Here is a 24,000-nt window from a genome sequence, read left to right on the forward strand (position 1 = left end):
TGCGCCCGCTCACCGCAGGAAGGCGGCGGCGACGCCCGCGTCGACGGGGATGTGGAGTCCGGTGGTGTGGGTGAGGTCGCCGCCGGTGAGGGCGAAGACCGCGTTGGCGACGTGCTCGGGGAGGACTTCGCGCTTGAGGAGGGTGCGCCGGGCGTAGAACTCGCCGAGCTTCTCCTCCTCGATGCCGTAGGTGGCGGCGCGCTGGGCGCCCCAGCCGGCGGCGAAGATCCCGGAGCCGCGCACCACGCCGTCGGGGTTGACGCCGTTGACCCGGATTCCGTGCTCGCCGAGCTCGGCGGCCAGCAGCCGCACCTGATGGGCCTGGTCGGCCTTGGTGGCCGAGTAGGCGATGTTGTTCGGCCCGGCGAAGACCGCGTTCTTCGAGGCGATGTAGACGATGTCGCCGCCGAGCCCCTGCGCGGTCATGATCCGGGCGGCCTCCCGGGAGACGAGGAAGGAGCCGCGGGCCATGATGGCGTGCTGGAGGTCCCAGTCGCGGGCGGTGGTCTCCAGGAGCGGCTTGGAGATGGAGATGCCGGCGTTGTTGACGACGAGGTCGACGCCGCCGAAGGCGAGGACGGCCTGGCGGAACGCGGCGGCGATCTGCTCCTCGGAGGTGACGTCGACCGTGACCGCCACGGCCTTGTCGGGACCGCCGAGCTCCTCGGCGACCGCCTCGGCGTTCTCGCCGTTCAGGTCGGCGACGACCACGCAGGCCCCTTCGGAGACCAGCCGCTGCGCGATGGCCCTGCCGATGCCCGATCCGGCGCCGGTCACCAGGGCCACCCGGGTGGCGAGGGGCTTCGGCTTCGGCATCCGCCGCAGCTTGGCCTCCTCCAGCTCCCAGTACTCGATGCGGAACTTCTCCGCCTCCTCGATGGGGGCATAGGTGGAGACGGCCTCGGCGCCGCGCATCACGTTGATCGCGTTGACGTAGAACTCGCCCGCCACGCGCGCGGTCTGCTTGTCCTTGCCGAAGGAGAACATGCCGACCCCGGGCACCAGCACGATCGCCGGGTCGGCGCCCCGCATCGGCGGCGAGTCCGGCAGGGCGTGCCGGCGGTAGTAGGCGGCGTACTCCTCGCGGTAGGCGGCGTGCAGGGCGCGCAGCCGGGTCACGGTCTCGTCCAGGGGGGCCGTGGGCGGCAGGTCGAGGACGAGGGGGCGGACCTTGGTGCGCAGGAAGTGGTCGGGGCAGGAGGTGCCGAGGGCGGCCAGGCGCGGGTGCTCCGCGCGGGCCACGAAGTCCAGGACGGCGTCCGCGTCGGTGAAGTGCCCGACCTGGGGCCGGTCCTGGGAGGCGATGGCCCGGACGTACGGGGCGAGCGCGGCGGCCCGCTCGCGCCGTGCCTCCTCCGGCAGCGGCGCGCGGCCCTCGACGACGGGCCCGAAGGGCTCCGGGCGGCCCCGCTCGGCGAGGAAGGACTCCGCCGTGCGGATCATCCACAGGGCGCGGGTCTCGCACTCCTCGGAGGTGGCGCCCCAGGCGGTGATGCCGTGCCCGCCGAGCACGACGCCGACGGCGTCCGGGTGGGCCTCCTTGATCGCCGCGATGTCCAGGCCGAGCTGGAAGCCCGGGCGCCGCCACGGCGCCCACGCCACCTTCCCGCCGTAGCACTCCGCCGTCAGCTTCTCGCCGTCGGCGGCGCAGGCCAGGGCGATGCCCGCGTCCGGGTGGAGGTGGTCGACGTGCGGCGCGTCGACCAGGCCGTGCATCGCGGTGTCGATCGACGGGGCCGCGCCGCCCTTCCCGTACAGGCAGTGGTCGAAGGCGGCGACCATCTCGTCCTCGCGCGCGACCCCGAGGTAGACGTCCTGGAGTGCCCGCAGGCGGTCGAGGCGGAGGACGGCGAGCCCGTCCTCGGTGAGGGTGCCGAGGTCGCCCCCGGAGCCCTTCACCCACATCAGCTCCACCTCGCCGCCGGTGACCGGGTCGGCGGCGGCGCCCTTGGCGGAGGCGTTGCCGCCCGCGTAGTTGGTGACGGTCGGGTCGGCGCCGAGGCGGTGGGCGCGCGCGAGGAGTGCGGCGACCTCGGGGTGGGTGCCGGAAGTCATGACGGTCTTCTTTCGTGGAGAAGGAGGGGGGGAGGGCTACGCGCCCCAGCCGGCCTGGGCGCCGCCGACGCGCTCGGCGGCGACGCGCTCCAGGCGTCCGGAGCGGAGGGTGGCGGCCACCGGGTCGGGGTCGAGGCCCTGCTCCTCGCGGAGTTCGCGCAGCAGCGGGCGGACGTCGGTGGCGTAGGCGTCCATCAGGACGGCGTTGGCGGCGAGGACGTCACCGGAGCGCCGGGCGGCGGCGAGGGCGTCGGCGTCGACGAGGAGGGCCTTGGCGGTGGCCTCCTGGACGTTCATCACGGAGCGGATGACGGCCGGGACCTTGGCCTCGACGTTGTGGCACTGGTCGAGCATGAAGGAGATGCCGGCCGCCGCGTCCAGGCCGCCGCCGGCGATGACCTCGTGCATGATCCGGAAGAGCTGGAAGGGGTCGGCGGCGCCGGCCATGAGGTCGTCGTCGGCGTAGAAGCGGGAGTTGAAGTCGAAGCCGCCGAGCCGTCCCTCCCGCAGCAGCAGGGCGACGATGAACTCGATGTTGGTGCCGGGGGCGTGGTGGCCGGTGTCGACCACGACCTGTGCCTTCGGGCCGAGCTTGAGGCAGTGGGCGTAGGCGGTGCCCCAGTCCGGCACGTCGGTGGTGTAGAAGGCGGGCTCGAAGAGCTTGTACTCCAGCAGGATCCGCTGGTCGTCGCCGAGGCGCGCGTACACCTCGGCGAGGGACTCGGCGAGCCGCTCCTGCCGGCCGGCGATGTCGTCCTGGCCCGGGTAGTTGGTGCCGTCGGCGAACCACAGCTTCAGGTCGGTCGACCCGGTGGCGTCCATGATGTCGACGCACTCCAGGAGGTGGTCGACGGCCTTGCGGCGGACCTTCGGGTCGGGGTGGCAGACGCTGCCGAGGCGGTAGTCGTCGTCCTGGAAGGTGTTGGAGTTGATCGCGCCCAGCTCCAGGCCGCGCTCCTTCGCGTGGGCGGCGAGGGCGGCGTAGTCGTCGACGCGGTCCCACGGGATGTGCAGGGAGACCTTCGGGGCGACGCCGGTGCGGGCGTGCACCTCGGCCGCGTCGTCGAGCTTCTCGTACGGGTCGCGGGGCACGCCGGGCTGCGCGAACACCTTGAAGCGGGTGCCGGAGTTCCCGTAGCCCCAGGAGGGTGTCTCGATCCGCTGGGCGGCGAGGGCGGCCTTCACGGCGGCGATGTCGGGCATGTCCACCTCGGTGCGTTCGGAGAGGGTTCAGTGAATGCAATGAATCGATTCAGTTCACTGGGAAGCTAGCCTGCACCCAAGGTGTCGTCAAGGTTCTTGACCATCGAGGCGACAGGGATCTAGCGTCCAGGGGCGGAGAATCTGAAACATTTCATTCGAGCGCCGGGGTGTCCCGGCCCCGAGCCGAGGAGCCGCCGTGCAGAGGGTCTGCTTCCTGCTGAAGGTCCGCGCCGAGCGGGCGGAGGAGTACCGGCTGCGCCATGCCGAGGTCTGGCAGGAGATGCGCGACGCCCTCACCGCCACCGGCTGGCGCAACTACTCGCTCTTCCTCCGGGAGGACGGCCTCCTCGTCGGCTATCTGGAGACCGAGGACTTCGCGCGGGCCAGGGCGGCCATGGACGCCACCGAGGTGAACGCCCGCTGGCAGGCGGAGATGGGCGGCTTCTTCGAGGGGCTGGACGGCCGCGGGCCGGACGAGGCGATGCGCCCGCTGACCGAGGTCTTCCACCTCGCGTGAGCGGGGCCGCATAGGATGCGACAGGTGGCGGCGACCCCGGACGGACGGGGCGGGACGGGCAGGACGGACGACCAGGTGGCACGCAGGTGGAACGGGTGACGGGCGCCGCGCGGGACGCCGGCGCCGCCGGGGACGGACGCGCCGCGGGCACCGGCGGCGGACGGTCCGCGGGCCGCACGGAGCGGCGCGCCGGGACCCCGGGCGACGGGCCCGCGGCGGGCGGAGCCGAAGCGCCCCCGGCCGGTGGACCGGACCGGACCCCCGGTGGCAGGACCGTCGGCATCAAGGACGTGGCCCGCGAGGCCGGCGTCTCCGTCGGCACCGTCTCCAACGTGATCAACCAGCCGGACCGGGTCTCCCCGGCGACCCTGGAGCACGTCCGCCGGGTCATCGACCGGCTCGGCTACGTGCGCAGCGAGTCCGCCCGCCAGCTGAGGGCGGGACGCAGCCGGATCATGGCGCTCCTCGTCCTCGACATGGGCAACCCCTTCTTCGTCGACATCGCGCGCGGCGCCGAGCGCACCGCCCGCGCCGCCGGGCTCGGCGTCATGGTCTGCAACAGCGACCAGAACCCCCGCGACGAGGCCGACTACCTCTCGCTCTTCGCCGAACAGCGGGTCCGCGGCGTCCTCGTCACCCCCGCCGACGCCGGCGGCGGCAACCTCCGCGACTTCCGCCGGCACGGCATCCCCTACGTCCTGGTCGACCGGGTCGGCGGCGACGGTGGCGGCTGCTCGGTCTCCGTGGACGACGTCGTCGGCGGTTCGCTCGCCGTCCGCCACCTCGCGGCCACCGGCCACCGCACCTTCGCCTACGTGAGCGGCCCCGCCCACCTCCAGCAGGTGCGCGACCGCAGGGAGGGCGCGCTGCTCGCGCTCGCCGAGGCCGGACTGCCCGCCACCGCCCTCCGGGAGCTCCCGGCGGACCGGCTCGACGTCGCCTCCGGCCGGGACGCCGGCTCCCGGCTCCTCGGCCTCGCCGACCGGCCGACCGCCGTCTTCTGCGCCAACGACCTGCTGGCACTCGGCGTCCTCCAGGCGCTGTACGCCGCCGGGGTGCGGGTGCCGGAGGACATGGCGATCGTCGGCTACGACGACATCGAGTTCGCCGCCGCCGCGACCGTGCCGCTCACCTCCGTGCGCCAGCCGGCCCTGACCCTGGGGGCCCGGGCCGCCGAACTGCTCCTGGAGGAGACCGGCGAGGCGGCGGCGGACCACCGGCACCAGCGGGTGGTGCTCCAGCCGGAGCTGGTCGTCCGCCGCTCCACCCTCACCACCCGCTGACGCGTCCCCGGGCGTCCGCGCTCAGCGGACCCCGAGGAGGTGGTCCAGGGCGAGCTGGTCGAGCCGCTCGAAGGCCATCGAGCGCGCGGCGGCCGCGTCCACGTCGAAGGTCTCGAACGCGGTCGGGTCGGCCAGCAGCTCGGCCAGGCCCTCCGTGGCGGTGGGCACGGCCAGCTCGTCCAGGCGGGAGGCGGTCAGGGCCTCCCGGACCTCCGGGTCGGCGCGGAAGGCGGCCGCCCGCTCCTTGAGGACCAGGTAGTTGCGCATGCAGTTCTTCGCCGACTCCCAGACGCCGTCGAAGCCGTCGGTGCGCACCGGCTTGAAGTCGAAGTGCTTCGGGCCCGCGTAGCCCGCCGACTCCAGCAGGTCCACCAGCCAGAACGCCTGGCGCAGGTCGCCGGCGCCGAAGCGGAAGTCCTGGTCGTACTTGATGCCGGACTGGCCGTTGAGGTCGATGTGGAAGAGCTTGCCCGCCCACAGGGCCTGGGCGATGCCGTGCGGGAAGTTGAGCCCGGCCATCTGCTCGTGACCCGTCTCCGGGTTGACGCCGACCAGCTCGGGCCGCTCCAGGCGCTCGATGAAGGCGAGGGCGTGGCCGATGGTGGGCAGCAGGATGTCGCCGCGCGGCTCGTTCGGCTTCGGCTCGATCGCGAACCGGAGGTCGTACCCCTGCTCGGTGACGTACTGCCCGAGGAGGTCGAACGCCTCCTTCATCCGGTCCAGGGCCACCCGCACGTCCTTGGCCGCGCCCGACTCGGCGCCCTCGCGCCCGCCCCAGGCGACGTACACCTCGGCGCCCAGCTCGACGGCCAGGTCGATGTTGCGGATCGTCTTGCGCAGCGCGTAGCGGCGGACGTCCCGGTCGTTGGCGGTGAAGGCGCCGTCCTTGAAGACGGGGTGGGTGAAGAGGTTCGTGGTGGCCATCGGGACCGTCAGGCCGGTGCGGTCGAGCGCGTCCCGGAACCGCTTCACGACCGCGTCGCGCTCGGCGTCGGACGAGCCGAAGGGGATGAGGTCGTCGTCGTGGAAGGTGACGCCGTACGCCCCGAGGGCGGCCAGCCGCTCGACCGACTCGACCGGGTCGAGGGCGGGGCGGGTGGCGTCGCCGAAGGGGTCGCGGCCCTGCCAGCCGACGGTCCAGAGGCCGAAGGTGAAACGGTCCTCGGGGGAGGGGGAGAAGCGCTCGGGCATGGTGGGTCCTTCTCGTGGAGGGTGGGGGAGGGGGGCCGGTCGGCCGCGCGGGCGATGCTGGCGGCCGGATTTGTTTTCTGAGATAACTAATACGCCACCGGCACCCGGGACGCCAGACCCGGACGGGAAACCACAGAGTCGAAAGAGGTGAGGGCGTGCCCGTCAGCCCCTCCGTCGTGATCGGCGTGGACAGCTCCACGCAGTCCGCCAAGGCCGTCGCCGTCGACGCCGCCACCGGCCGCGTCCTCGGCCTCGGCCGCGCCCCCCACACCGTCACCGGCACCGGCGGCGCCCGCGAGAGCGACCCCGAGGAGTGGTGGACCGCCCTCGTCACCGCCGTCCGCGCGGCCGTGCGCGACGCGGGCGTCGACCCCGGGTCCGTCACCGGCATCGCCGTCGCCGGACAGCAGCACGGCCTCGTCGCCCTCGGCGCCGACCACCGCCCGCTGCGCCCCGCCCTCCTCTGGAACGACACCCGGTCCGCCCCCCAGGCCGCCGCCCTCGCCGACCGCTTCGGCGGCTCCAAGTCCTGGCTGGAGCGCACCGGTTCCGTCCCCGTCGCCTCCATGACCGCCGCCAAGTGGCAGTGGCTGCGCGAGCACGAACCGCACCACGCCGAGGCCACCGCCGCCGTCCGCCTCCCGCACGACCTCCTCACCGAACGCCTCTCCGGCGAAGCCGTCACCGACCCCGGCGACGCCTCCGGCACCTGCTGGTACGCCCCCGCCGACGGCGCCTACGACCCCGCCCTCCTCGACCTCCTCGGCCTCACCCCCGCGCAGCTGCCGACCGTGGCCCCCACCGGCGCCACCCGCGCAGGCGGCCTCACCGCGGCCGCCGCCGAAGCCCTCGGCCTGCCCCGCACGGTCGCGGTCGCCGCGGGCACCGGCGACAACATGGCCGCCGCCGTCGGCCTCGGCCTCGGCGCCGCCGGCCTCCTCGACCACCCCGTCGTCAGCCTCGGCACCTCCGGCACCGTCTTCGCCGCCACCCGCGCCCGCCCCGCCGACCCCGCCCTCGCCGGATTCGCCGCCACCGACGGCACCCGCCTGCCGCTGGGCTGCACCCTCAACTGCACGCTCGCCGTCGACCGCTTCGCCGCCCTCCTCGGCCTCGACCGCGAGGACGCCCTGCCCGGCGGCGAGACCGTCGTCCTGCCGTACCTCGACGGCGAGCGCACCCCCGACCTCCCCGCCGCCTCCGGCCTCCTCACCGGCCTGCGCCACACCACCGACCCCCGCGCGATCCTCGGCGCCGCCTACGAGGGCGCCGCCTTCACCGTCCTGCGCGCCCTCGACGGCCTCCTCGCCGCCTGCGGCCTCGACCCGGCCGACCCGGCCGTGCGCACCCGGCCCCTCCGCCTCATCGGCGGCGGCGCCCGCGGCCGGACCTGGACCGACACCGTCCGCCGCCTCTCCGGCCGCCCCCTCGTCGTCCCCGCCGCCACCGAACTCGTCGCCCTCGGCGCCGCCGCCCTCGCCGCGGGCGCGTCCACCGGCGAGGACCCCGTGGCCCTCGCGACCGCCTGGGGCACCGGCGCGGGCGAGACCCTCCCGGCACTCGCCCGGGACGAGGAGACGTGGGAACGGATCGAGGGGGTGCTGGGCACGGCCGCGGCCGGGCTGCTGTCCTGACGGAGGCAGCGACCCGGGCTCCCGGGCACGGGAGCCCCGAACAGCGCGACCCGGGCTCCCGGGCCCGGGCCGACTGGCGTCCCTCCCCGCGCCCGGGCGACCATGAGGGGACGGAATGACCCGTTCGGGGCCCGCACGCCCGGGAGGCGCCGTGGCACACACCAGCGGATCAGCGGCACGCGCCGCCGGGACGGACGTGCTCGTCACCGGCGCCGGGCCGGTGGGACTGACCGCCGCGCTGGAGCTGCGGCGGCAGGGCGTCGCCTGCCGGATCGTCGACCGGCTGCCCGCACGCCTGCCGTACGCCAAGGCGGTCGGCGTCCAGCCGCGCACGCTGGAGGTCTGGGACCGGATGGGCGTCGTCCGCGCCGCCCTGGAGGCGGCCGTCCCGATGCGCGGCCAGTACGTGTACGTCGACGGCGCCGAGCGGGCCCGCTACGACCTGGCCCTGCCGCCCGAGGTCCCGTACGGCTTCGCCGCGCTGCCGCAGTACGAGACCGAGCGCCTGCTCGAAGAGGCGCTCGCCCGCCACGGCACCCGCATCGAGCGCGGCACCGTCCTCGACGCCTTCGAGCAGGACCCGGACGGCGTCACCGCCCGGCTCACCGACGCCACCGGCACCCGCGAGGAGCTGCGGGCCTCCTACCTGGTGGGCTGCGACGGCGCGCACAGCACCGTCCGCAAGGGCCTCGGGCTCTCCTTCGAGGGCGGCGCGTTCCCGGAGGAGTACATGCTCGGCGACGTGGAGGTCGACTGGGACCTCCCCGAGGGGTACGGGCTGCGCGCGACGCACCTCGACGGCACCGGGGCCGTCGACGACGTCCTCGTCTGCATCCCGCTCCCCGGCCGCCGCCGCTACCGCATGTCGATGCGGGTCCCGCCCGAACTCTCCGCCCCGGCCCCCGGCACGGCCGACGGCGTCGCCCACGGCCTCGACGGCGCGCGGGCGCCCGGCCTCGCCGACATCCAGGCCGTCCTCGACCGGCTCTCCCCGCAGCGCACCACGGCCTCGGCGCTCCGCTGGGCCTCGGTGTTCCGGATCAGCCACCGCATCGTGGACCGCTACGGCGAGGGCCGGGTGTTCGTCGCCGGGGACGCGGCCCACATCCACCCGCCGACCGGCGCCCAGGGCATGAACACCGGCATCCAGGACGCGTACAACCTCGCCTGGAAGCTCGCCCTCGCCGTCGGGGGCCGCGCCTCCGACGGCCTGCTCGCCAGCTACGACGCCGAGCGCCGCCCGGTCGGCGAGGAGGTCGTCGGCCGCACCGTGCGGCACGCCGCCGCGGGCGGGGTGCAGGCCGACCCCGAGGACCCGGCGACGCTGATGCTCCGCGAGGCGCAGCTCCTCGTCGGCTACCGGGGCGGCCCGGTCGTCGACCCGCCCGGCGACGGCCCGGGCCCCGCCCCGGGGGACCGCGCCCCCGACTGCGGCGGCCTCGCCGGCCCCATCGCCGCCTACCCCGTGCGGCTCTTCGACGTCCTCCGCGACCGCCCCACCGTCCTCCTCCTGTACGGGACGGGGTACGGCTCCGGCGGCGCCGCGGGCCGCGACGAACTGGCCGCGGCGGCGTGGCGCGTCACCGGCGGCCGCGTCGACGTCTGCGCGATCCTCCCGCCGGACACCCCGCACGGCACGGGCCCGCTCCCCGCGTACCGGGACACGGCGGGCGAGTTCGCCGCCCGTTACGCGACCGCCGGGGACCGGCCCACCGCCTTCGTCGTCCGCCCCGACGGCCACCTCGGAGCCCGCCTGCCCGACCCGGACCCGGCCCGCCTGACCACGCACCTGACCCGCGTCTTCGCGGCCCCCGCCGCCGCCGGCTCGAACGAGGCGGGCCCGGCGGTGTAGACCGGGCCGGGCCGCCCGACCGAGGCGCGCCTCGGATCCGGTTGCCCGGCCGAGGCCGGGCCGGAGCGCGCTGCACGGATCGGGCTTGCCGGGTCAGGTCGTACGGATCAGGCCGCACGGGCGGGCCGGCACGGGTCGGCTGCCCGCATGGGGCCGCCCGGATCCGGCCGACCGGCCGAGGGCGGGCCGGGCCGTCCGGTTCAGGGCCGCTCGCGGCCCTTGCCGTCCTTGCCGGTGCGGCGCTTGCGGGGGTGGTCGCCCACCTCCGCGGCGAACTCCGCCGCCGCCGCGTAGGTCTCCGGGACGGAGAGCATCGAGGCCACGCCGCGCGCCGCCGCTCCCGCCGCCCGCACCACGGCCTCCGCCAGTTCCTCCACCATCACGGCCCCCTCGTTCCCCGTCGGTACGTCCTGCTCACCCGTACTGACGTGCGGAGGCGTCCCGTGGTTGAGCGGGCGCCGCGCTCTTCGCGGCGGCGACGAAGGCGCGGACCAGGCCGTGGTCCTTCACGCCGGGCGCCGACTCGACGCCGCTGGAGACGTCCACGCCCCAGGGGCGGGCGGTGGCGATCGCCTCGGCGACGTTCCCGGGCGCGAGGCCGCCCGCCAGCAGCCAGTGGCCCTCGGGGCGGGCGGTGTCCAGGAGCGAGAGGTCCCAGCGGGAACCAGAGCCCGCCTTGGGCGAGTCGAGCAGCAGGACCTCCTCGCCCAGTGCGCCGACGCGCGTGTCCGGCCCGTCGGCGAGCGCGGTCGCCCGCCACAGGCGCGGGAGGATCCCGGCGGCGGCCTCGAACTCCGCCCGGCCGTAGGCGCGGCCGTGCAGCTGGAGCGCGTCGAAGCCCAGGTCGGCGGCGATCCGGGCGGCCTCGGCGGCCGGGGTGTCGTTGACGACGAGCACCGACACCACGCCGTCCGGCACGTGCGCGACGAGCCCCGGCACGCGGTCCCGGCCGAGCCCGCGGACACTCGTCCCGCTGATCACCAGACCGATCGCGTCCGCGCCCGCCTCGGCGGCCACGTCGATGTCGGCGGTCGTGGCGAGCCCGCACACCTTGACGAACACTCTGTCGCTCCTCTGCTCCCGTCCGGCGCCGTCGAGCCTACTGACCCCGGCCCGCACCGTCGATCCGCCGCTGGTGGATCCGCAGGTGGAGGGTGGCCAGGTCGAGCAGCGGGGTCGGTACGCCCAGGGCGCGGGCCCGTGCGGTCAGGTCGCCGAAGAGGTGCTCGACCTCGGTGGACCGGCCCGCCGCCAGGTCCCGGTAGAGCGAGGGGACCATCGGGGAACCCGGCGCCGAGACCACCGCGAGGCTCGCCGCCCGCTCCGCCTCCGGCACCGGGTGCCCGGCCGCCGCGGCCACCGCGGCCCCCTCCGCCAGGACGGCGGGGCCCAGCTCCGGGCCGCCGGGCGCGTCGTACACCTCGCCGACCGTGCCGCGCATCAGGCTCGTCACCGCGCCGATCGTGGTGATGAAGACCCACTTGTGCCACATCGCGGTGACGATCGAGGCGGGCACCGGCGCGTCGATGCCCGCGTCCTCCAGGACGGTGCGGATCTCCTTCACGCGCGGCGAGAGGGAGCAGTCCCGCTCGCCGAGCGCGAGGTGCGCCAGCGGCGCGAGCCGCCGGATCGTCCCCGAGTCGTCGAGCGTGGTGACCACCTTCGCGACCCCGCCGAGGACCGCCCCGGCGCCGAACCGGGCGTCCAGCGCGTCGAGATGGGCCATGCCGTTGAGCAGCGGCAGCACCGTCGTGCCCGGCGAGACGAAGGGGGCCAGGTCCGTGAGGGCCGCGTCGAGGGCGGTCGACTTCACGCCGAGCAGCACCAGGTCGTACGGACCGCCCGACGGCTCCTCGCCGGCCGTGACGAGCCGGGGCGCGTCCAGCACCCACTCCTCGTCCCGGCCCGCGACCCGCAGCCCGCCCGCGCGCAGCGCCGCCGCGCGGCCGGGTCGCACCAGGAAGGTCACGTCCTGTCCGGAGCGGGCCAGCATCGTGCCGAAGTAGCCACCGGTGGCACCGGCGCCGACGACCAGGATCTTCATGAGGGTTCCTCTCGTGGGGAGAAGCGGGGGCGGAGAAGCGGGGGCGGAGAAGCGGAACGGAGCGGCGGGAGGGGACCGACGGGCGGAACAGCGGGTCGGGCGGAACAGTGGTGCGGGTGGAACGGTCGGGCGGAACAGTGGTGCGGAACAGCGGCCGGGCGGCGCGGCGAGTCGTCCGGTCGGCGGCCCGGCCGGGCCGCTCGCGCCGCGGGCCCACGGGCGGCAGCCTAGGACGTGGCCTCCTGGTCACGCCGGGCCCGTCCGCGTTTCTGTTCGAGTGAAAGGGACGACTAGGCTCTCGCTCACCATGAACCAGCCCACGGAACCCAAGGCCGACAAGTCGGGCGTGCGCCGGCACAACCTGAGCCTCGTCCTCAGGACCGTCCACGACGCCGGCGAGACCACCCGGGCCGCCGTCGCCGCCCGCGTCGGCCTCACCCGGCCCGCCGTCTCCTCCCTGGTGGAACAGCTCCTCGACCTCGGGTTCCTGGTCGAGTCCGGCAAGACCTTCAGCGGCCAGGCCGGCCGCCCCGGCACCGTCCTCAAACCGGCCGGGACCGGCCCCGCCGCCCTCGGCGTCGAGATCAACGTCGCGTACGTCTCCGTCTGCCTCGTCGACCTCACCGGCACCGACCGGATCCGCCGCACCGTGCGGCTCGACAACCGGGCCGCCGCCCCCGACGTCCTGGCCCGCGCCGCCGCCGTCCTCGCCGCCGTCGTCGCCGAGGGCGAGGCGCTCGGCCTGGGCCCGTCCGGCGCCGCCTTCGCCCTGCCCGGCCTGGTCTCCGACGGCACCGTCCGCCAGGCGCCGAACCTCGGCTGGCACGACACCCCCGCCGAGCGCCTCTTCGGCGACGCCCTCGCCGCGCTGCGCCCCGCCGCCCGCCGGCTCGCCGTCGCCTCCGACAACGAGGCCAACATGGCGGCCCTGGCCGAACTCCGCTTCGGCACCCCCGGCACGCCCCGCACCTTCCTCCACCTCACCGGCGAGACCGGAGTCGGCGGCGCCGTCGTCGTCCACGGCGAACTCCTGCGCGGCGCCCACGGCTTCGCCGGCGAGATCGGCCACCTCGTCGTCGACGCAGAGGGACCCCGCTGCCGCTGCGGCTCGCGCGGCTGCCTGGAGCAGTACGCGGGCCAGGCCGCCCTGCTGCGCGCGGCGGACGCCGCCGACGTCGACGACCTCGCGGCCCGCGCCGGACGCGGGGAGCCCCGCGCGATCGAGGCGCTCGCCGAGGCCGGCCGGATGCTCGGCCGGGCCCTCTCCGGCGCGGTCAACCTCCTCGACCCCGAGGCCGTCGTCCTCGGCGGCATCTACCCGCGCCTGATGCCCTGGCTCGCCCCCGCCGTCACCGGGGAACTCGCCGAGCGGGTCGTCTCCGGCCTGTGGCCCGCCGACGCCGGCCGGCTGCGCGCCGCCTCCCCGGCCACCGACGCCGCCCGGGGCGCCGCCGCCCTCGTCCTCCACGACATCCTCGCCGACCCGCTGTCCCACACCCGCTGACGTCCCCGCGTGCGGCGAAAACCCACCGGACGCCGCGGCACGACCGCGTCTAGGGTGCGGGAATGACGGAGATCATCGTTCCCGCCAAGCCGCGCCCCGGAGACCGGGTCGCCGTGCTGTCGCCCGCCGCCGGACTGCCCGAAGTGCTGCCGCTCCCCTTCGAGCTGGGCCTGCGCCGGCTGTCCGACGCGTACGGCCTGGTGCCCGTCGAGTACCCGACGACGCGCAAGCTCGGCGCGTCCGCGCGGGACCGGGCCGCCGACCTGCACGCGGCCTTCGCCGACCCCACGGTCAAGGCGATCGTCGCCAGCATCGGCGGCGACGACCAGATCACCCTCCTCCCGCACCTCGACGACGCGCTGATCCGGTCCCACCCCAAGCCGTTCTTCGGCTTCAGCGACAACACCAACCTGCTCATGCGGCTGTGGAACCTCGGCGTCGTCGGCTACCACGGGGCCTCCGTGATGACCCAGTTCGGCCGCCCCGGCGCCGTCCACCCGGTCACCGACGCCTCCGTCCGGGCCGCCCTCTTCGGCTCCGGCCCCTACGAACTCCCGCCGCCGACCGACACCAACGACGTCGAACGCCCCTGGGAGGACCCCCGCACCTTCGACTCCGCGCCGGTCATGGAGCCGGCCGGCCCCTGGCACTGGCACCGCGCCGACCGGGTCGTGGAGGGCCGCACCTGGGGCGGCTGCCTGGAGACCGTCTCCCAGCTCCTCATGGCCGGCGGGGAGATCGCCGAGCCGGAGGCGTACGAGGGCGGGGTGCTGTTCCTGGAGACCTCCGAGATGCTGCCCCCGGCCGACGAGGTCTTCCGGATCCTCCGGGCCATGGGGGAGCGGGGCCTGCTCGCCCGCTTCCCGGCCCTCCTGATGGGCCGGGCCCGCGCCTGGTCCTTCGACAGCCCGAACGACGCGACGGCCCGGGCCGCGTACCGCGAGGCCCAGCGCGCCGCCGTCCTGCGCGCGCTCGACGCCTACGCCCCCGACACGCTCGCCGTGTTCGACGTGGACCTCGGCCACACGGACCCGCAGGTGGTCGTCCCGTACGGCGGCACCGTCCGCGTCGACGGCCCCGCCCGCCGCATCACCGTCACGTACTGACGGCGGCGCGACCCGCCCGGGGCGCTACCCGGCCTCCCGCCCGTGCCGCACCAGGTGGTCCCGGACCAGTGCCACGTGCGGGTGGGCCGGCGGCCCCGGCCGCCCCACCAGGAAACCCGTGTTGATCGGCGGGTCCTCCGGAAGGTGGAGCGGGACGAGCGCGCCCGAGGCCAGCTCCGCCGCGCAGAGGTAGCGGGGCAGCACGCTCACCCCGGCGCCGCCCGCCACCGCCGCCCGCACCGCCCGCAGGTCCGGCGCGGTCACCGCGGGCACGGCCGTCAGACGGCGGCCGAAGACGTGGCGCCAGTAGCGGCGCAGGATCGGCAGGTCCTCGGCGTACGCCACCAGCGGCACGCCGTGCAGCGCCGCCGGCCCCTCCGCGGCGATCCGCCCGCCGAGCCGCTCCGCCCAGACGGGCGCGCCGACCAGCACGAACTCCTCGTCGGCGAGCGGCAGCCAGGCCAGGGCGCGGCCCCGGGGCCGCACCGTCGCCACCACCAGGTCGTGCCGGCCCGCCCGCAGCTCGTCGAGCAGACCGTCGGTGAGGCCGAAGGACACCCGCAGCCGCACCCCGCGCTCCACCAGCGGCGCCAGCGTCGGCAGCACGGTGTGCGCCAGGTACTCGGCCGGGCCCGCCAGCCGGACCGGCTCCGCCGGGCCCTCCTCGCCCGGGGACCCCGTCAGGGCCCCGGCGGCGGCGCCCAGCGCGTCCAGCGGGTCCGCGATCCGGGCCGCCAGGTCGTCCGCGAAGGGCGTCGGCACCACCCCGCGCGGCCGCCGCTCGAACAGCTCCCGGCCGAGCCGGCCCTCCAGGGCCCGGATCTGCGCCGTCACGGTCGGCTGCGACAGGCCCAGCACGCGGGCGCCCGCCGTGAAGGCCCCGGCCCGGTGCACGGCGAGGAAGGTCCGCAGCAGGTTCAGGTCCGGCGGCCCGTTGCCCGCCCCCGGGGCCGCCGGTATTCCCGTCGACCCATCGGAATTCCTATCGTCCACATGTCCGAGCCTATTGGATTCCCATGGGTCGAGGAGCCTACGGTCGGACCATCGCCGACCGCGCGCCCCCTCCACGGGGCGCGGGCCGGCCACCCGCTCCCCCCGACCGAGAGGCCCGCAGACCCATGTCGAAGATCCTTTTCGTGCTGACCGGCGCCGACCACTGGACCCTCGCCGACGGCACGAAGCACCCCACCGGCTTCTGGGCCGAGGAGGCCGCCGCCCCGTACGAGGTCTTCACCGCCGCCGGCCACGAGGTCGTCGTCGCCACCCCCGGCGGCGTCGTGCCCACCGTCGACCGGGGCAGCCTCGCCCCCGAGGCCAACGGCGGCCAGGAGGGCGCCGACCGCGTCGCCGCCGCCCTCGACTCCTTCGCCGCGCTGCGCACCCCGCTCCGTCTGGAGGACGTCGACCTCGCCGAGTACGACGCCGTCCTCTACCCCGGCGGCCACGGCCCCATGGAGGACCTGGCGGTGAACGCCGACTCCGGGCGCCTGCTCGTCGACGCCCTCGCCTCCGGCAAGCCGCTCGCCGTCGTCTGCCACGGCCCGGCCGCCCTGCTCGCCGCCGTGCGCGAGGACGGCACCAACGCCTTCGCGGGCCGCCGCGTCACCGCCTTCACCGACGCCGAGGAGACCCAGGCGGGCCTCGCCGACAAGGCGAAGTGGCTCCTGGAGACCCGCCTCCGCGAGGCCGGCGTCGACGTCGTGGCGGGCGAGCCGTGGGCCCCGCACGTCATCGTCGACGACAACCTGGTCACCGGTCAGAACCCCGCCTCCTCCACCGCCCTCGCCAAGGAGGTCCTGAAGAAGCTCGCCTGACGGCCGGAAACCACCGTGCCCCGCGCGCCGGCGTGGCATCAGGCGCCGGCGCGCGGGGCGCGGCGGGCCCCCAGACGCCGGCCCGAGACGCCGGAGCGGCCTCCGCGCACCGGCGGCGACCTCCAGGCGGCGGCCCGCCCCGCACCCCGGCCCGCTGTGGCCTCCGCGCGGTGCCGGAGCGGAACGTCGTCCCGGAGCGACGCGCCGTCCCGGCCCCGCTCGTCCGGTCCCCACCGCAGCCGTCCCCGCCCCGGGAGGCGGCCGCGGCGGGCTCTCATCCCGCTCTCACGCGGGCCTTATCCCGACCTCACACGGCGCGCCTACGTTCGCGCCATGTTCTTCACCTACCTCCGGCGCGAACTGCGCCGCCGCAGAAAGGCGGCGCTGGTCGTCGCCTCCGGCCTGGCGCTCGGGATCGCGCTGGTCATCGTCGTGACCTCGGTCTCCGCCGGCATGAAGCAGGCCCAGGGCAAGGTCCTCGAATCCCTCTACGGACTCGGCACGGACCTCACGGTGACGAAGGCCCAGGAGCGGCCCGCCGAGGGAGCGCAGCCGACCCGGCCGCGCTTCGAGTTCCAGGGCGGCGACGAGGGCGAGGAGCAGAGCAGCGACCGGCTCATGGTCCAGGGCTTCCAGACCCTCGCCGACTCCACGGTCGCCACCGTCGCGAAGCAGACCGGCGTGGACCGCGCGGTGGGCGGCCTCAGCCTCGTCAACCTCAAGATCGACGGCGAGTTCCGGCGCGGCCGGATCCAGCGCGGCGAGGGCCAGGGCCAGGCTCAGCCCCCCGGCCAGGGGCAGGGCGGCACCGGCGGCCCCGGCGACACCGTCACCGGCGGCGGCGCCGCCTTCGACGTCGACTCCTTCACCCTCTACGGCACCGACGTCACCACCCCCGACCTCGGCCCCCTCACCACCTCCACGGTCGGTGAGGGCCGCACCTTCAAGACCACCGAGACCGACGCGGCCGTCGTCGTGGTCGACAGTGCCTACGCCCAGCAGAAGGACCTCGCCGTCGGCGACGAACTCACCGTCAAGGGCGTGAAGTTCGAGGTCATCGGCATCGCCACCGCGGACAGCGGGCAGGCCACCGCCCAGGTCTACCTCCCGCTGAAGCGCGCGCAGACCCTGTCCGGCTCGGCCGGCAAGGTCACCACCGTCTACGTCAAGGCCACCGACTCGACGAAGATCGACGCCGTCAAGGCCGCCATCCAGAAGAACGTCACCGGCACCACGGTCACCACCTCCGCCGACCTGGCCCAGACCGTCTCCGGCTCCCTCGACACCGCCGCCGGCCTCGCCTCCAACGTCGGCAGGTGGCTCTCGTACGCCGTGCTGCTCGCCGCCGTCCTCGTCGCCGGGCTCCTCACCTCCTCCGCCGTCAGCCGCCGGGTCCGCGAGTTCGGCACCCTCAAGGCGCTCGGCTGGAAGAGCGGCCGCGTCACCCGCCAGGTCGTCGGCGAAGCGCTCGTCAACGGCGTCATCGGCGGCGCCCTCGGCATCGCCGTCGGCCTCGCCGGCGCCTACGCCGTCACCGCCGTCAGCCCCACCCTCACCGCCGAACTCGGCGCGAGCGCGAGCGGGTTCGCAGGCCGCGGCGGCGGCATGGCCTTCGGCGGCGGCGCGGGCGGCCCCGGCATGACGCGCACCGCGGCGGGCCGCAGCGTCGACATCGCCCTCACCGCCCCGGTCAGCCTCACCACCGTCGGCCTCGCCGTCCTCCTCGCCCTCGTCGGCGGCCTCGTCGCCGGAGCGTTCGGCGCCTGGCGCGCCTCCCGGCTGCGCCCCGCCGACGCGCTGCGCCGCGTCGAGTAGCCGCCCACCCCTCCCCGTACCGCAGGAGTCCCATCCATGTACGAACTCATCGGCGTCACCAAGCAGTACCGGCGCGGCCAGGCGAGAGTCGACGCCCTCGCCGGGATCGACCTGAAGATCGCGCAGGGCGACCGCCTCGTCATCCAGGGCCCCACCGGCGGCGGCAAGTCCACGCTGCTCCAGATGCTCGGCGGCCTCGACCGCCCCACCGCCGGCAGCGTGTTCCTCGACGGCACCGACCTCGCCAAGCTCTCCGAGAGCCGGCTCACGGCCGTCCGCAGCCAGTACATCGGCTTCGTCTTCCAGAGCTTCAACCTCATCCCCACGCTCACCGCCCAGGAGAACGTGGAGACCGCGCTGGTCCCGCTCGGCGTCAAGGCCGGCGAGCGCCGCCGCAGGGCCGCGGAGGCGCTGGAGTCGGTCGGCCTCGGCGAGCGCCTGGCCCATCTGCCGTCCGAGCTCTCCGGCGGCCAGCAGCAGCGCGTGGCCATCGCCCGCGCGCTGGTCAAGCGGCCCCAGGTGCTGCTCGCCGACGAACCGACCGGCAATCTCGACGAGTCCACCCGCGACGAGATCGCCGACCTCCTCGAAGGGCTCTGGCAGGAACACGGCCTGACCTTCGTGATGGTCACCCACGACAGCACCCTCGCCCGCCGGGCCCCCCGCCTGGCGACCCTCCGCAAGGGCCGCATCACGGTCACGGAGAACCCGAAGGCACAGGCCCCCTCCCCGGCCTGAGCGCCGGAGCGCGCCGCCGTACGCACCACCGCCCCGCCCCACGGGCCCGGGCGGCGCGCACGGCGGCGTGCCCGTGCGCGTCCGCACGGACGCGGAAGGGTCGCGGACGCCCGGGACTACGCCTTGGCCAGGGCCTCACGGAGGCCGCTGTCAGTGGTCGGCCCTAACGTTCCCCCCATGACGACGACCTATCTGGAGCTGTCGCAGGACGGCGGCGGTGCCCACAAGTTCTACGAAGTGACCGTCGAGGGCCTGGACGTATCGGTCCGTTACGGCCGCATCGGCGCGGCCGGACAGACCCAGCGCTCCTCCTTCGCGACCGCGGACAAGGCGCGGGCCGCGGCGGCGAAGAAGATCGGCGAGAAGGTCCGCAAGGGCTACGCGCCCGCCGTGCCGGGCGGCCGCGCCGCCCGGGCCGTCACCCGCCGCGCGGTCGGCTCCGCGCCCTCCACGGCCCGGGCCGTCGCCCCCGTCCTGTGGCGCTTCCGGACCGGCTCCGCCGCCTTCGGCATCCACGTCGACGAGCAGCGGATCTGGGTGGGCAACCAGGCGGGGGACGTCTTCACCCTCGACCACGGCGGCGAGGTGCTGGCCCGCTTCGGCCTGCCCGACGGCGTGAAGTGCCTGGTCGCCGACGACTTCTGGATCTACGCCGGCTGTGACGACGGCAAGGTCTACGACCTCTCCTCCAAACTGCCGTTCGCCGCCTACGACATCAGCGCCGACGTCGACATCTTCTGGCTCGACATCCACGAGGGCGTCCTCGACGTGGCCGACCGCTCCGGCCGCCTCACCGTCATCGACCACGAGGACGAGCACCAGTGGTCCCGCTCCGGCCGCGGCGAGTACGCCTGGATGGTCCGGGCGGACAGCCGGGCGGTCTACTACGGCGACACCAAGGGCGTGACCGCCTATGCGGCGGACGGCACCGGCGAGCTGTGGCACACCGCCTCCGACGGCGCGGTGCTCTTCGGCTGGCAGGAGCGGACGGCCGTCTACGCGGGCACCGGCCACCGCAAGGTGCAGCGGCTCGCGAAGCGGGACGGCCGCGTCGAGGCCGTCTACGCCTGCGACGCGATGGTGTACGCGTGTGCCACCTCGCCCGGCGGCCGCTTCGTCTTCGCGGGCGACTCGTCCTCCTCCGTCTACTGCTTCGCCGAGGACGGCACCCGGCTGTGGAAGCTCGGCACCGGCGGCGGCTCCGCGCTCTCCATGCAGTACCGCGACGAGCGGCTGTACCTGGTGACCACCGACGGCTCGCTGGTCTGCGTGGACGCGAGCGAGGCGGCGATCGAGGCCGCCCAGCAGGGCAGCGTGCCCGTGGTGCGGGACGTCAAGCTGGCCGCCGCGCTGCCCACCTACACCCCGGCGACCACCGCGTCCGCCGTCGCCGCCGTCGCCTCGGTGGCCGAGGCCCCGGCCGGTTCGATCGTCGTCGAGTGCGTCCGCGAGGGCGGCCGCAGCCGCGTCCGGGTGGTCAGCCACGGCTACGAGACGTCGTGGAACGTGCAGTTCCCGCGCGCCATCCGCGAGGCCGGCGCGCGCTACGTCGTGGAGGCCCTGCACCCGGCCGCGGGCGGCTTCTACCGGGTCCGCGGCGAGATCCGGCGCCTCCTGTGAGCCGGGACCCGGACGCCAAGGGGGCGTTCGAGGCGGCGACGGGGGACGGACCGCCCCTCACGGGCGACGCCGAGCAGCGCTCCCGCGAGGTGCGCTCCGCGCTCGACGGGCTCCGCCAGATCAGACGCCTGACCGGCGGTCCGGGCGGCGCGGCCGGGGACGTACCCGCCCCGTGGGAGCGCCGGCAGCCGGTACGGGCCGTGGCGCTGGCCCTGGAGTCCGGCGGGCTCGCCCCCTCGGCGGTGGACGCCGCCGGGTCCCGGACCGCGACCGGCTACCGGGTGCGGGCGGGGGAGCGGCCCGCCACCGCCGTGGTCGAGTGGCTGGGGCCGCCCGGCTCCGGCGCCGCCGGTCGGGAGACCGCCGCGCTGACGACCTGCGCCGAGGCACTGGCCCGGCTCGGCTGGGAGGCCCTGCTGTACAAGGGCCCGCGCGGCCGCCGCTTCCTGGAGGTGGAACCGTCCGGAAACCCCGCCGGCCCGGCCCCGTCCTGAACGGACGGGCACCGGGCCGGAAGGGTGCGGATTCGGCCCCCGACTCCTCGGGCGACCGGCGTCAGGCGATCGACGCGGAGACGATCGCGGAGACGGCGATGTTGCAGGAGGCGGTCACCCAGACCGCCGGGTGCGGCTCCGGGTCCACCAGCGTGGCACCCAGCTTGCCGGGCGTCACCAGGTCCACGACGAGGAACGCGACGGCCATCATCACCAGGCCGAGGAGACCGAACGCGGCCGTGGAGGCCAGTCCCTTGCCGAAGTTGTCGTAGGTGGTCCAGATCGACGTGAAGACGATCCCCCCGATGCCGAGCAGGGCGGAGCTGAGCAGGATCGCCGCGTTCCGGTTGCGGTCCTCCCATATCTGCCGGCCCAGCTTGCCGGGGGTCAGGATGTCCACCAGGACGATGCCGAGGATCAGCAGGACCACGCCGAGGGCGCCGTAGGCGGTGGCACGGCCGAGGCCGTTGACGATGTCGGTCATGGGAAGCCGGCTCCGGAGAGTGGTGATCGCGAGCGATCGACGGTCATGGACCGGCAAAATCTAGCGCACGGAACGAGCCGGTCCGCCGCCCGCCCGGAGATCGGGCGGACGGCGGACCGGACGAGCGGCGCACAGCGGGGCGGATCAGGCTCCCGGCGGCAGGTCCCTGGCCCGCGAGCGGATCTGGATCGCCGTGACGATCTCGGCCGCGCCGACCGCGATCAGCCAGATCCCGCCGAGCAGGGTCAGCACCGCGACCGACTCCAGCGGCGAGACGATCAGCACGACCCCGGCGACGGCGCTGACGACGCCGAGGAAGACCTGCCAGCCCCGGGCCGGCATCGCCGGGTCGGAGGCCGCCGCGACGGTCTGCGTGATGCCGCGGAACAGCCAGCCGATGCCGATCCACAGCGCGAGCAGCAGGATCGACTGCGTCGCGCCCCGGAAGCAGAACAGGCCGAGCAGGATCGACAGGGCGCCGCTGATGAAGGCCAGCACCCGCAGCGAGGCGGTGGCGTGCGTGCCGAAGGCGGCGACGAGTTGCATCACCCCGCTGAAGAGCAGGTAGAGGCCGAAGAGCACACCGGCCGCGAGCAGCGAGGCGCCCGGCCACACCAGCACCAGCACCCCGAGGACCAGGGCCACGAGCCCGGCCACCAGGAGCGCCTGCCAGGCCGCCCCGGCGAGCAGGGTGAGCGGTCCCCGAGGCAGGTCGCTCCGCGCGGTCCCGTCGTGCGGCCGGTCGTGCGGCCTCTCGTGCGTCTGCGTCATGGACGGGTCTCCTGTCTACTTCGTGGCGGAGCGCGCGAACGCCCCGGCGTAGGAGCGGAGGAACAACGCCTCGGCCAGGGCCATCCGCTCGATCTCCGTGGGGTCGACGCTCTCGTTCGGGGCGTGGATGAGACAGCCCGGCTCCTCCACGCCGATCAGCGCGATCTCCGCGTCCGGGAAGCGGTCCGCGAGCACGTTGCACAGCGGGATCGAACCGCCCTGCCCCGACTGCACCATGGCCTCGCCGTACGCCTCGCTCAGCGCCGCCCCGAGCGCCGTGTACGCGGGCCCGTCGGTGCGGGCCCGGAAGGGCTGTCCGACGCTCTCCGCCTCCACCTCGACCCGGGCGCCCCAGGGCGCCGCGGCCACCAGGTGGTCGGAGAGCGCCTTGCGGGCCTGCTCGGCGTCGGTCCCCGGCGGCACCCGCAGGCTGACCCGCGCCCGCACCTTCGCCTGCACGGCGGCGGAGGAGCCGACCACCGGCGGGCAGTCGATGCCGAGCACGGTGACCGCGGGCCGTGCCCACAGCTCGTCGGCGATCGAGCCGGTGCCGACCAGGTGCACCCCGTCGAGGACGCCGGCGTCGGCGCGGAACTGCTCGGCCGGATAGGACACCCCGTCCCACGTCCCGTCGCCCGCGAGTCCGTCGATCGCGGTGTTGCCGTGCTCGTCGCGCAGGCTGTCCAGGATCCGCACCAGCGCGGCCAGCGCGTCCGGTGCCGGTCCGCCGAACATGCCCGAGTGCATCTCGCCCTTGAGCGTGGAGACCGTCACCACCACGTTGGTCAGCCCGCGCAGCGAGGTCGTCGTGGTGGGCAGCCCGAGCGCGAAGTTGCCGGTGTCGCAGATCAACAGGGCGTCCGCCTCGAAGAGTTCGGGCTGCCGGGGCACCAGCTGTTCGAGGCCGCCGGTGCCCTGCTCCTCCGAACCCTCGGCCACGAACTTGAGGTTCACGGGGAAGCCGGCGCCGTCCGCGCCGCCGAGCGCGCGCAGCGCCGTGAGGTGCATGGCGATGTTGCCCTTGCAGTCGGCGGCGCCGCGCCCGTACCAGCGTCCGTCACGCGCGGTCAGTTCGAACGGCGGGGTGCGCCAGGCGGCGTCGTCGAGCGGCGGCTGCACGTCGTAGTGGCAGTAGAGGAGGACGGTGGGCGCGCCCTCGGGGCCCCGCCCGTGCCCGACCACCGCGTCCGTGCCGTCCGGGGTGGTGACCCGCCGCATGTCCTCCAGCCCCGCCTCGGCGAAGGCCCGTACCAGGAAGTCCGCGGCCTTGGCGCACTCCTCGGGCGGGAACTGGCGGGGGTCGGCCACGGAGCGCATCGCGACCAGCGCGGTCAGGTCCTCCTCGGCGCGCGGCATCAGGGCCCGGACCCGCTCGCGCAGCGCGGCGGTGTCGGTGGACTCGGCGGTCATGCGTACCCACTTCCCTCGGGCCGCTCCCGGCCCCCGGGAGCGGCGACGGCCACCCCAGTCAAGCAATGCGGGGCAAACGCCGCAAAACATGACTCAAGTGGCGTATTGGACGCCCTCCCGGGCGGCGGCGGTGGAGCGGTCCGCCGACAGTGGGGGCGTACGCGTCCCCTCCCGCACCTGGAGAACGTCATGGCTCATCCCAACCGGCGCGACCTCGGGCTGCTCGTGCTGCGGGTCGGCACCGGTGCCGTGCTCGCGGCGCACGGCACCCAGAAGCTCTTCGGCTGGTTCGGCGGCGGGGGCATCGAGGGCACCGCCGGGGCGATGTCCGCCATGGGCTTCCACCCGCCCCGCGAGTCCGCCATCGCCGCGGGCCTCGGCGAGGCCGGCGGCGGCGTCCTGCTCGCCCTCGGCCTGTCCGCCTCCGCCGCCGTCGCCGCCGCCGCGGCAGCGATGGCGGGCGCC

At 75.4% G+C, this 24,000-nt stretch carries 22 protein-coding genes; 12 read left to right on the plus strand and 10 right to left on the minus strand.

All coding sequences use genetic code 11. The features are described 5' to 3' along the window. Positions 1-9: 9 nt before the first annotated feature. Positions 10-2,055: a bifunctional aldolase/short-chain dehydrogenase gene (locus IE321_RS12135; RefSeq protein WP_190222858.1), complete on the minus strand. Its 2,046-nt coding sequence runs from the start codon at positions 2,053-2,055 to the stop codon at positions 10-12. Positions 2,056-2,091: 36 nt separating this feature from the next. Continuing rightward, positions 2,092-3,258, minus strand: coding sequence for an L-rhamnose isomerase (gene rhaI / locus IE321_RS12140; protein WP_190222859.1), 1,167 nt, complete (start codon positions 3,256-3,258; stop codon positions 2,092-2,094). Between the two features lie 196 nt (positions 3,259-3,454). Between rhaI and IE321_RS12145 the strand changes: the two genes are divergently transcribed. Continuing rightward, positions 3,455-3,775 (plus strand): L-rhamnose mutarotase, encoded by a 321-nt coding sequence (locus tag IE321_RS12145; protein WP_190222860.1) that lies wholly within the window; start codon positions 3,455-3,457, stop codon positions 3,773-3,775. 281 nt (positions 3,776-4,056) lie between these two features. Continuing rightward, entirely contained in the window at positions 4,057-5,058 is a 1,002-nt protein-coding gene (locus IE321_RS12150) for a LacI family DNA-binding transcriptional regulator (RefSeq protein WP_190222879.1), read from the plus strand. A gap of 21 nt (positions 5,059-5,079) precedes the next feature. Here IE321_RS12150 and xylA read toward each other — a convergent pair whose 3' ends face one another. Then, positions 5,080-6,249 carry a xylose isomerase gene (xylA, locus tag IE321_RS12155; protein WP_190222861.1) on the minus strand — a complete coding sequence of 390 codons (1,170 nt, stop codon included), beginning with the start codon at positions 6,247-6,249 and terminating at the stop codon, positions 5,080-5,082. Positions 6,250-6,404: 155 nt separating this feature from the next. On the opposite strand from xylA, the gene xylB reads away from it, so the two are divergent. Both xylB and IE321_RS12165 read left to right on the plus strand, forming a co-directional pair. Next, positions 6,405-7,883 carry a xylulokinase gene (gene xylB, locus IE321_RS12160; protein WP_190222862.1) on the plus strand — a complete coding sequence of 493 codons (1,479 nt, stop codon included), beginning with the start codon at positions 6,405-6,407 and terminating at the stop codon, positions 7,881-7,883. Between the two features lie 151 nt (positions 7,884-8,034). Next, positions 8,035-9,735: an FAD-dependent monooxygenase gene (locus IE321_RS12165; RefSeq protein ID WP_226652718.1), complete on the plus strand. Its 1,701-nt coding sequence runs from the start codon at positions 8,035-8,037 to the stop codon at positions 9,733-9,735. A 200-nt stretch (positions 9,736-9,935) separates the two neighbouring features. On the opposite strand, the gene IE321_RS12170 is transcribed toward IE321_RS12165, so the two are convergent. From IE321_RS12170 to IE321_RS12180, 3 genes are read right to left on the minus strand one after another with little or no spacing between them, the layout of a single operon-like run. Then, a complete protein-coding gene (locus IE321_RS12170) occupies positions 9,936-10,115 on the minus strand; it encodes a hypothetical protein (RefSeq protein WP_043225580.1) in 180 nt (59 codons plus the stop codon). Positions 10,116-10,149: 34 nt separating this feature from the next. Continuing rightward, on the minus strand, positions 10,150-10,797 hold the full coding sequence (locus IE321_RS12175; RefSeq protein WP_190222864.1) for a phosphoribosylanthranilate isomerase: 648 nt from the start codon (positions 10,795-10,797) through the stop codon (positions 10,150-10,152). A gap of 37 nt (positions 10,798-10,834) precedes the next feature. Then, complete coding sequence (locus IE321_RS12180; protein WP_190222865.1) at positions 10,835-11,779, minus strand: ketopantoate reductase family protein; 945 nt, start codon at positions 11,777-11,779, stop codon at positions 10,835-10,837. 307 nt (positions 11,780-12,086) lie between these two features. On the opposite strand from IE321_RS12180, the gene IE321_RS12185 reads away from it, so the two are divergent. Continuing rightward, complete coding sequence (locus IE321_RS12185) at positions 12,087-13,283, plus strand: ROK family transcriptional regulator (RefSeq protein ID WP_190222866.1); 1,197 nt, start codon at positions 12,087-12,089, stop codon at positions 13,281-13,283. A gap of 62 nt (positions 13,284-13,345) precedes the next feature. Then, on the plus strand, positions 13,346-14,389 hold the full coding sequence (locus tag IE321_RS12190; protein WP_190222867.1) for a S66 family peptidase: 1,044 nt from the start codon (positions 13,346-13,348) through the stop codon (positions 14,387-14,389). A 24-nt stretch (positions 14,390-14,413) separates the two neighbouring features. On the opposite strand, the gene IE321_RS12195 is transcribed toward IE321_RS12190, so the two are convergent. Then, entirely contained in the window at positions 14,414-15,382 is a 969-nt protein-coding gene (locus IE321_RS12195) for a LysR family transcriptional regulator (RefSeq protein ID WP_190222868.1), read from the minus strand. Between the two features lie 125 nt (positions 15,383-15,507). On the opposite strand from IE321_RS12195, the gene IE321_RS12200 reads away from it, so the two are divergent. The 5 genes from IE321_RS12200 (at position 15,508) to IE321_RS12220 (ending at position 20,870) form a co-directional block, all read left to right on the plus strand. Beyond that, positions 15,508-16,203: a type 1 glutamine amidotransferase domain-containing protein gene (locus IE321_RS12200; RefSeq protein ID WP_043225575.1), complete on the plus strand. Its 696-nt coding sequence runs from the start codon at positions 15,508-15,510 to the stop codon at positions 16,201-16,203. 333 nt (positions 16,204-16,536) lie between these two features. Next, entirely contained in the window at positions 16,537-18,018 is a 1,482-nt protein-coding gene (locus IE321_RS12205; RefSeq protein ID WP_190222869.1) for an ABC transporter permease, read from the plus strand. A 36-nt stretch (positions 18,019-18,054) separates the two neighbouring features. Then, positions 18,055-18,756, plus strand: a complete 702-nt coding sequence (locus tag IE321_RS12210) for an ABC transporter ATP-binding protein (protein WP_043225572.1) — start codon at positions 18,055-18,057, stop codon at positions 18,754-18,756. A gap of 177 nt (positions 18,757-18,933) precedes the next feature. After that, positions 18,934-20,376, plus strand: a complete 1,443-nt coding sequence (locus IE321_RS12215; protein ID WP_190222870.1) for a WGR domain-containing protein — start codon at positions 18,934-18,936, stop codon at positions 20,374-20,376. Next, positions 20,373-20,870: a hypothetical protein gene (locus IE321_RS12220; RefSeq protein ID WP_043225570.1), complete on the plus strand. Its 498-nt coding sequence runs from the start codon at positions 20,373-20,375 to the stop codon at positions 20,868-20,870. The genes IE321_RS12215 and IE321_RS12220 overlap by 4 nt, the downstream gene beginning before the upstream one ends. Before the next feature lie 61 nt (positions 20,871-20,931). Here IE321_RS12220 and IE321_RS12225 read toward each other — a convergent pair whose 3' ends face one another. From IE321_RS12225 to IE321_RS12235, 3 genes are all read right to left on the minus strand, one after another. Further along, complete coding sequence (locus IE321_RS12225) at positions 20,932-21,354, minus strand: DUF350 domain-containing protein (RefSeq protein WP_043225569.1); 423 nt, start codon at positions 21,352-21,354, stop codon at positions 20,932-20,934. Between the two features lie 144 nt (positions 21,355-21,498). Next, positions 21,499-22,125 (minus strand): HdeD family acid-resistance protein, encoded by a 627-nt coding sequence (locus tag IE321_RS12230; protein WP_190222871.1) that lies wholly within the window; start codon positions 22,123-22,125, stop codon positions 21,499-21,501. A 15-nt stretch (positions 22,126-22,140) separates the two neighbouring features. Then, positions 22,141-23,535, minus strand: a complete 1,395-nt coding sequence (locus IE321_RS12235) for a dipeptidase (RefSeq protein WP_190222872.1) — start codon at positions 23,533-23,535, stop codon at positions 22,141-22,143. A 189-nt stretch (positions 23,536-23,724) separates the two neighbouring features. Between IE321_RS12235 and IE321_RS12240 the strand changes: the two genes are divergently transcribed. Beyond that, a partial coding sequence (locus IE321_RS12240; protein WP_190222873.1) for a DoxX family membrane protein occupies positions 23,725-24,000 on the plus strand: 276 nt, incomplete at its 3' end.

It is taken from the genome of Streptomyces hydrogenans (genome assembly GCF_014656075.1).
GTDB classification, from domain to species: Bacteria; Actinomycetota; Actinomycetes; order Streptomycetales; family Streptomycetaceae; genus Streptomyces; species Streptomyces hydrogenans.

Bases quoted from the DNA above. Each gene is read 5' to 3' on its own strand.
- IE321_RS12135 (WP_190222858.1), bottom strand. From the start codon at position 2,055: ATGACTTCCGGCACCCACCCCGAGGTCGCCGCACTCCTCGCGCGCGCC.
- rhaI (WP_190222859.1), bottom strand. From the start codon at position 3,258: ATGCCCGACATCGCCGCCGTGAAGGCCGCCCTCGCCGCCCAGCGGATC.
- xylA (WP_190222861.1), bottom strand. From the start codon at position 6,249: ATGCCCGAGCGCTTCTCCCCCTCCCCCGAGGACCGTTTCACCTTCGGC.
- IE321_RS12170 (WP_043225580.1), bottom strand. From the start codon at position 10,115: ATGGTGGAGGAACTGGCGGAGGCCGTGGTGCGGGCGGCGGGAGCGGCG.
- IE321_RS12180 (WP_190222865.1), bottom strand. From the start codon at position 11,779: ATGAAGATCCTGGTCGTCGGCGCCGGTGCCACCGGTGGCTACTTCGGC.
- IE321_RS12185 (WP_190222866.1), top strand. From the start codon at position 12,087: ATGAACCAGCCCACGGAACCCAAGGCCGACAAGTCGGGCGTGCGCCGG.
- IE321_RS12190 (WP_190222867.1), top strand. From the start codon at position 13,346: ATGACGGAGATCATCGTTCCCGCCAAGCCGCGCCCCGGAGACCGGGTC.
- IE321_RS12200 (WP_043225575.1), top strand. From the start codon at position 15,508: ATGTCGAAGATCCTTTTCGTGCTGACCGGCGCCGACCACTGGACCCTC.
- IE321_RS12205 (WP_190222869.1), top strand. From the start codon at position 16,537: ATGTTCTTCACCTACCTCCGGCGCGAACTGCGCCGCCGCAGAAAGGCG.
- IE321_RS12210 (WP_043225572.1), top strand. From the start codon at position 18,055: ATGTACGAACTCATCGGCGTCACCAAGCAGTACCGGCGCGGCCAGGCG.
- IE321_RS12215 (WP_190222870.1), top strand. From the start codon at position 18,934: ATGACGACGACCTATCTGGAGCTGTCGCAGGACGGCGGCGGTGCCCAC.
- IE321_RS12225 (WP_043225569.1), bottom strand. From the start codon at position 21,354: ATGACCGACATCGTCAACGGCCTCGGCCGTGCCACCGCCTACGGCGCC.
- IE321_RS12230 (WP_190222871.1), bottom strand. From the start codon at position 22,125: ATGACGCAGACGCACGAGAGGCCGCACGACCGGCCGCACGACGGGACC.
- IE321_RS12235 (WP_190222872.1), bottom strand. From the start codon at position 23,535: ATGACCGCCGAGTCCACCGACACCGCCGCGCTGCGCGAGCGGGTCCGG.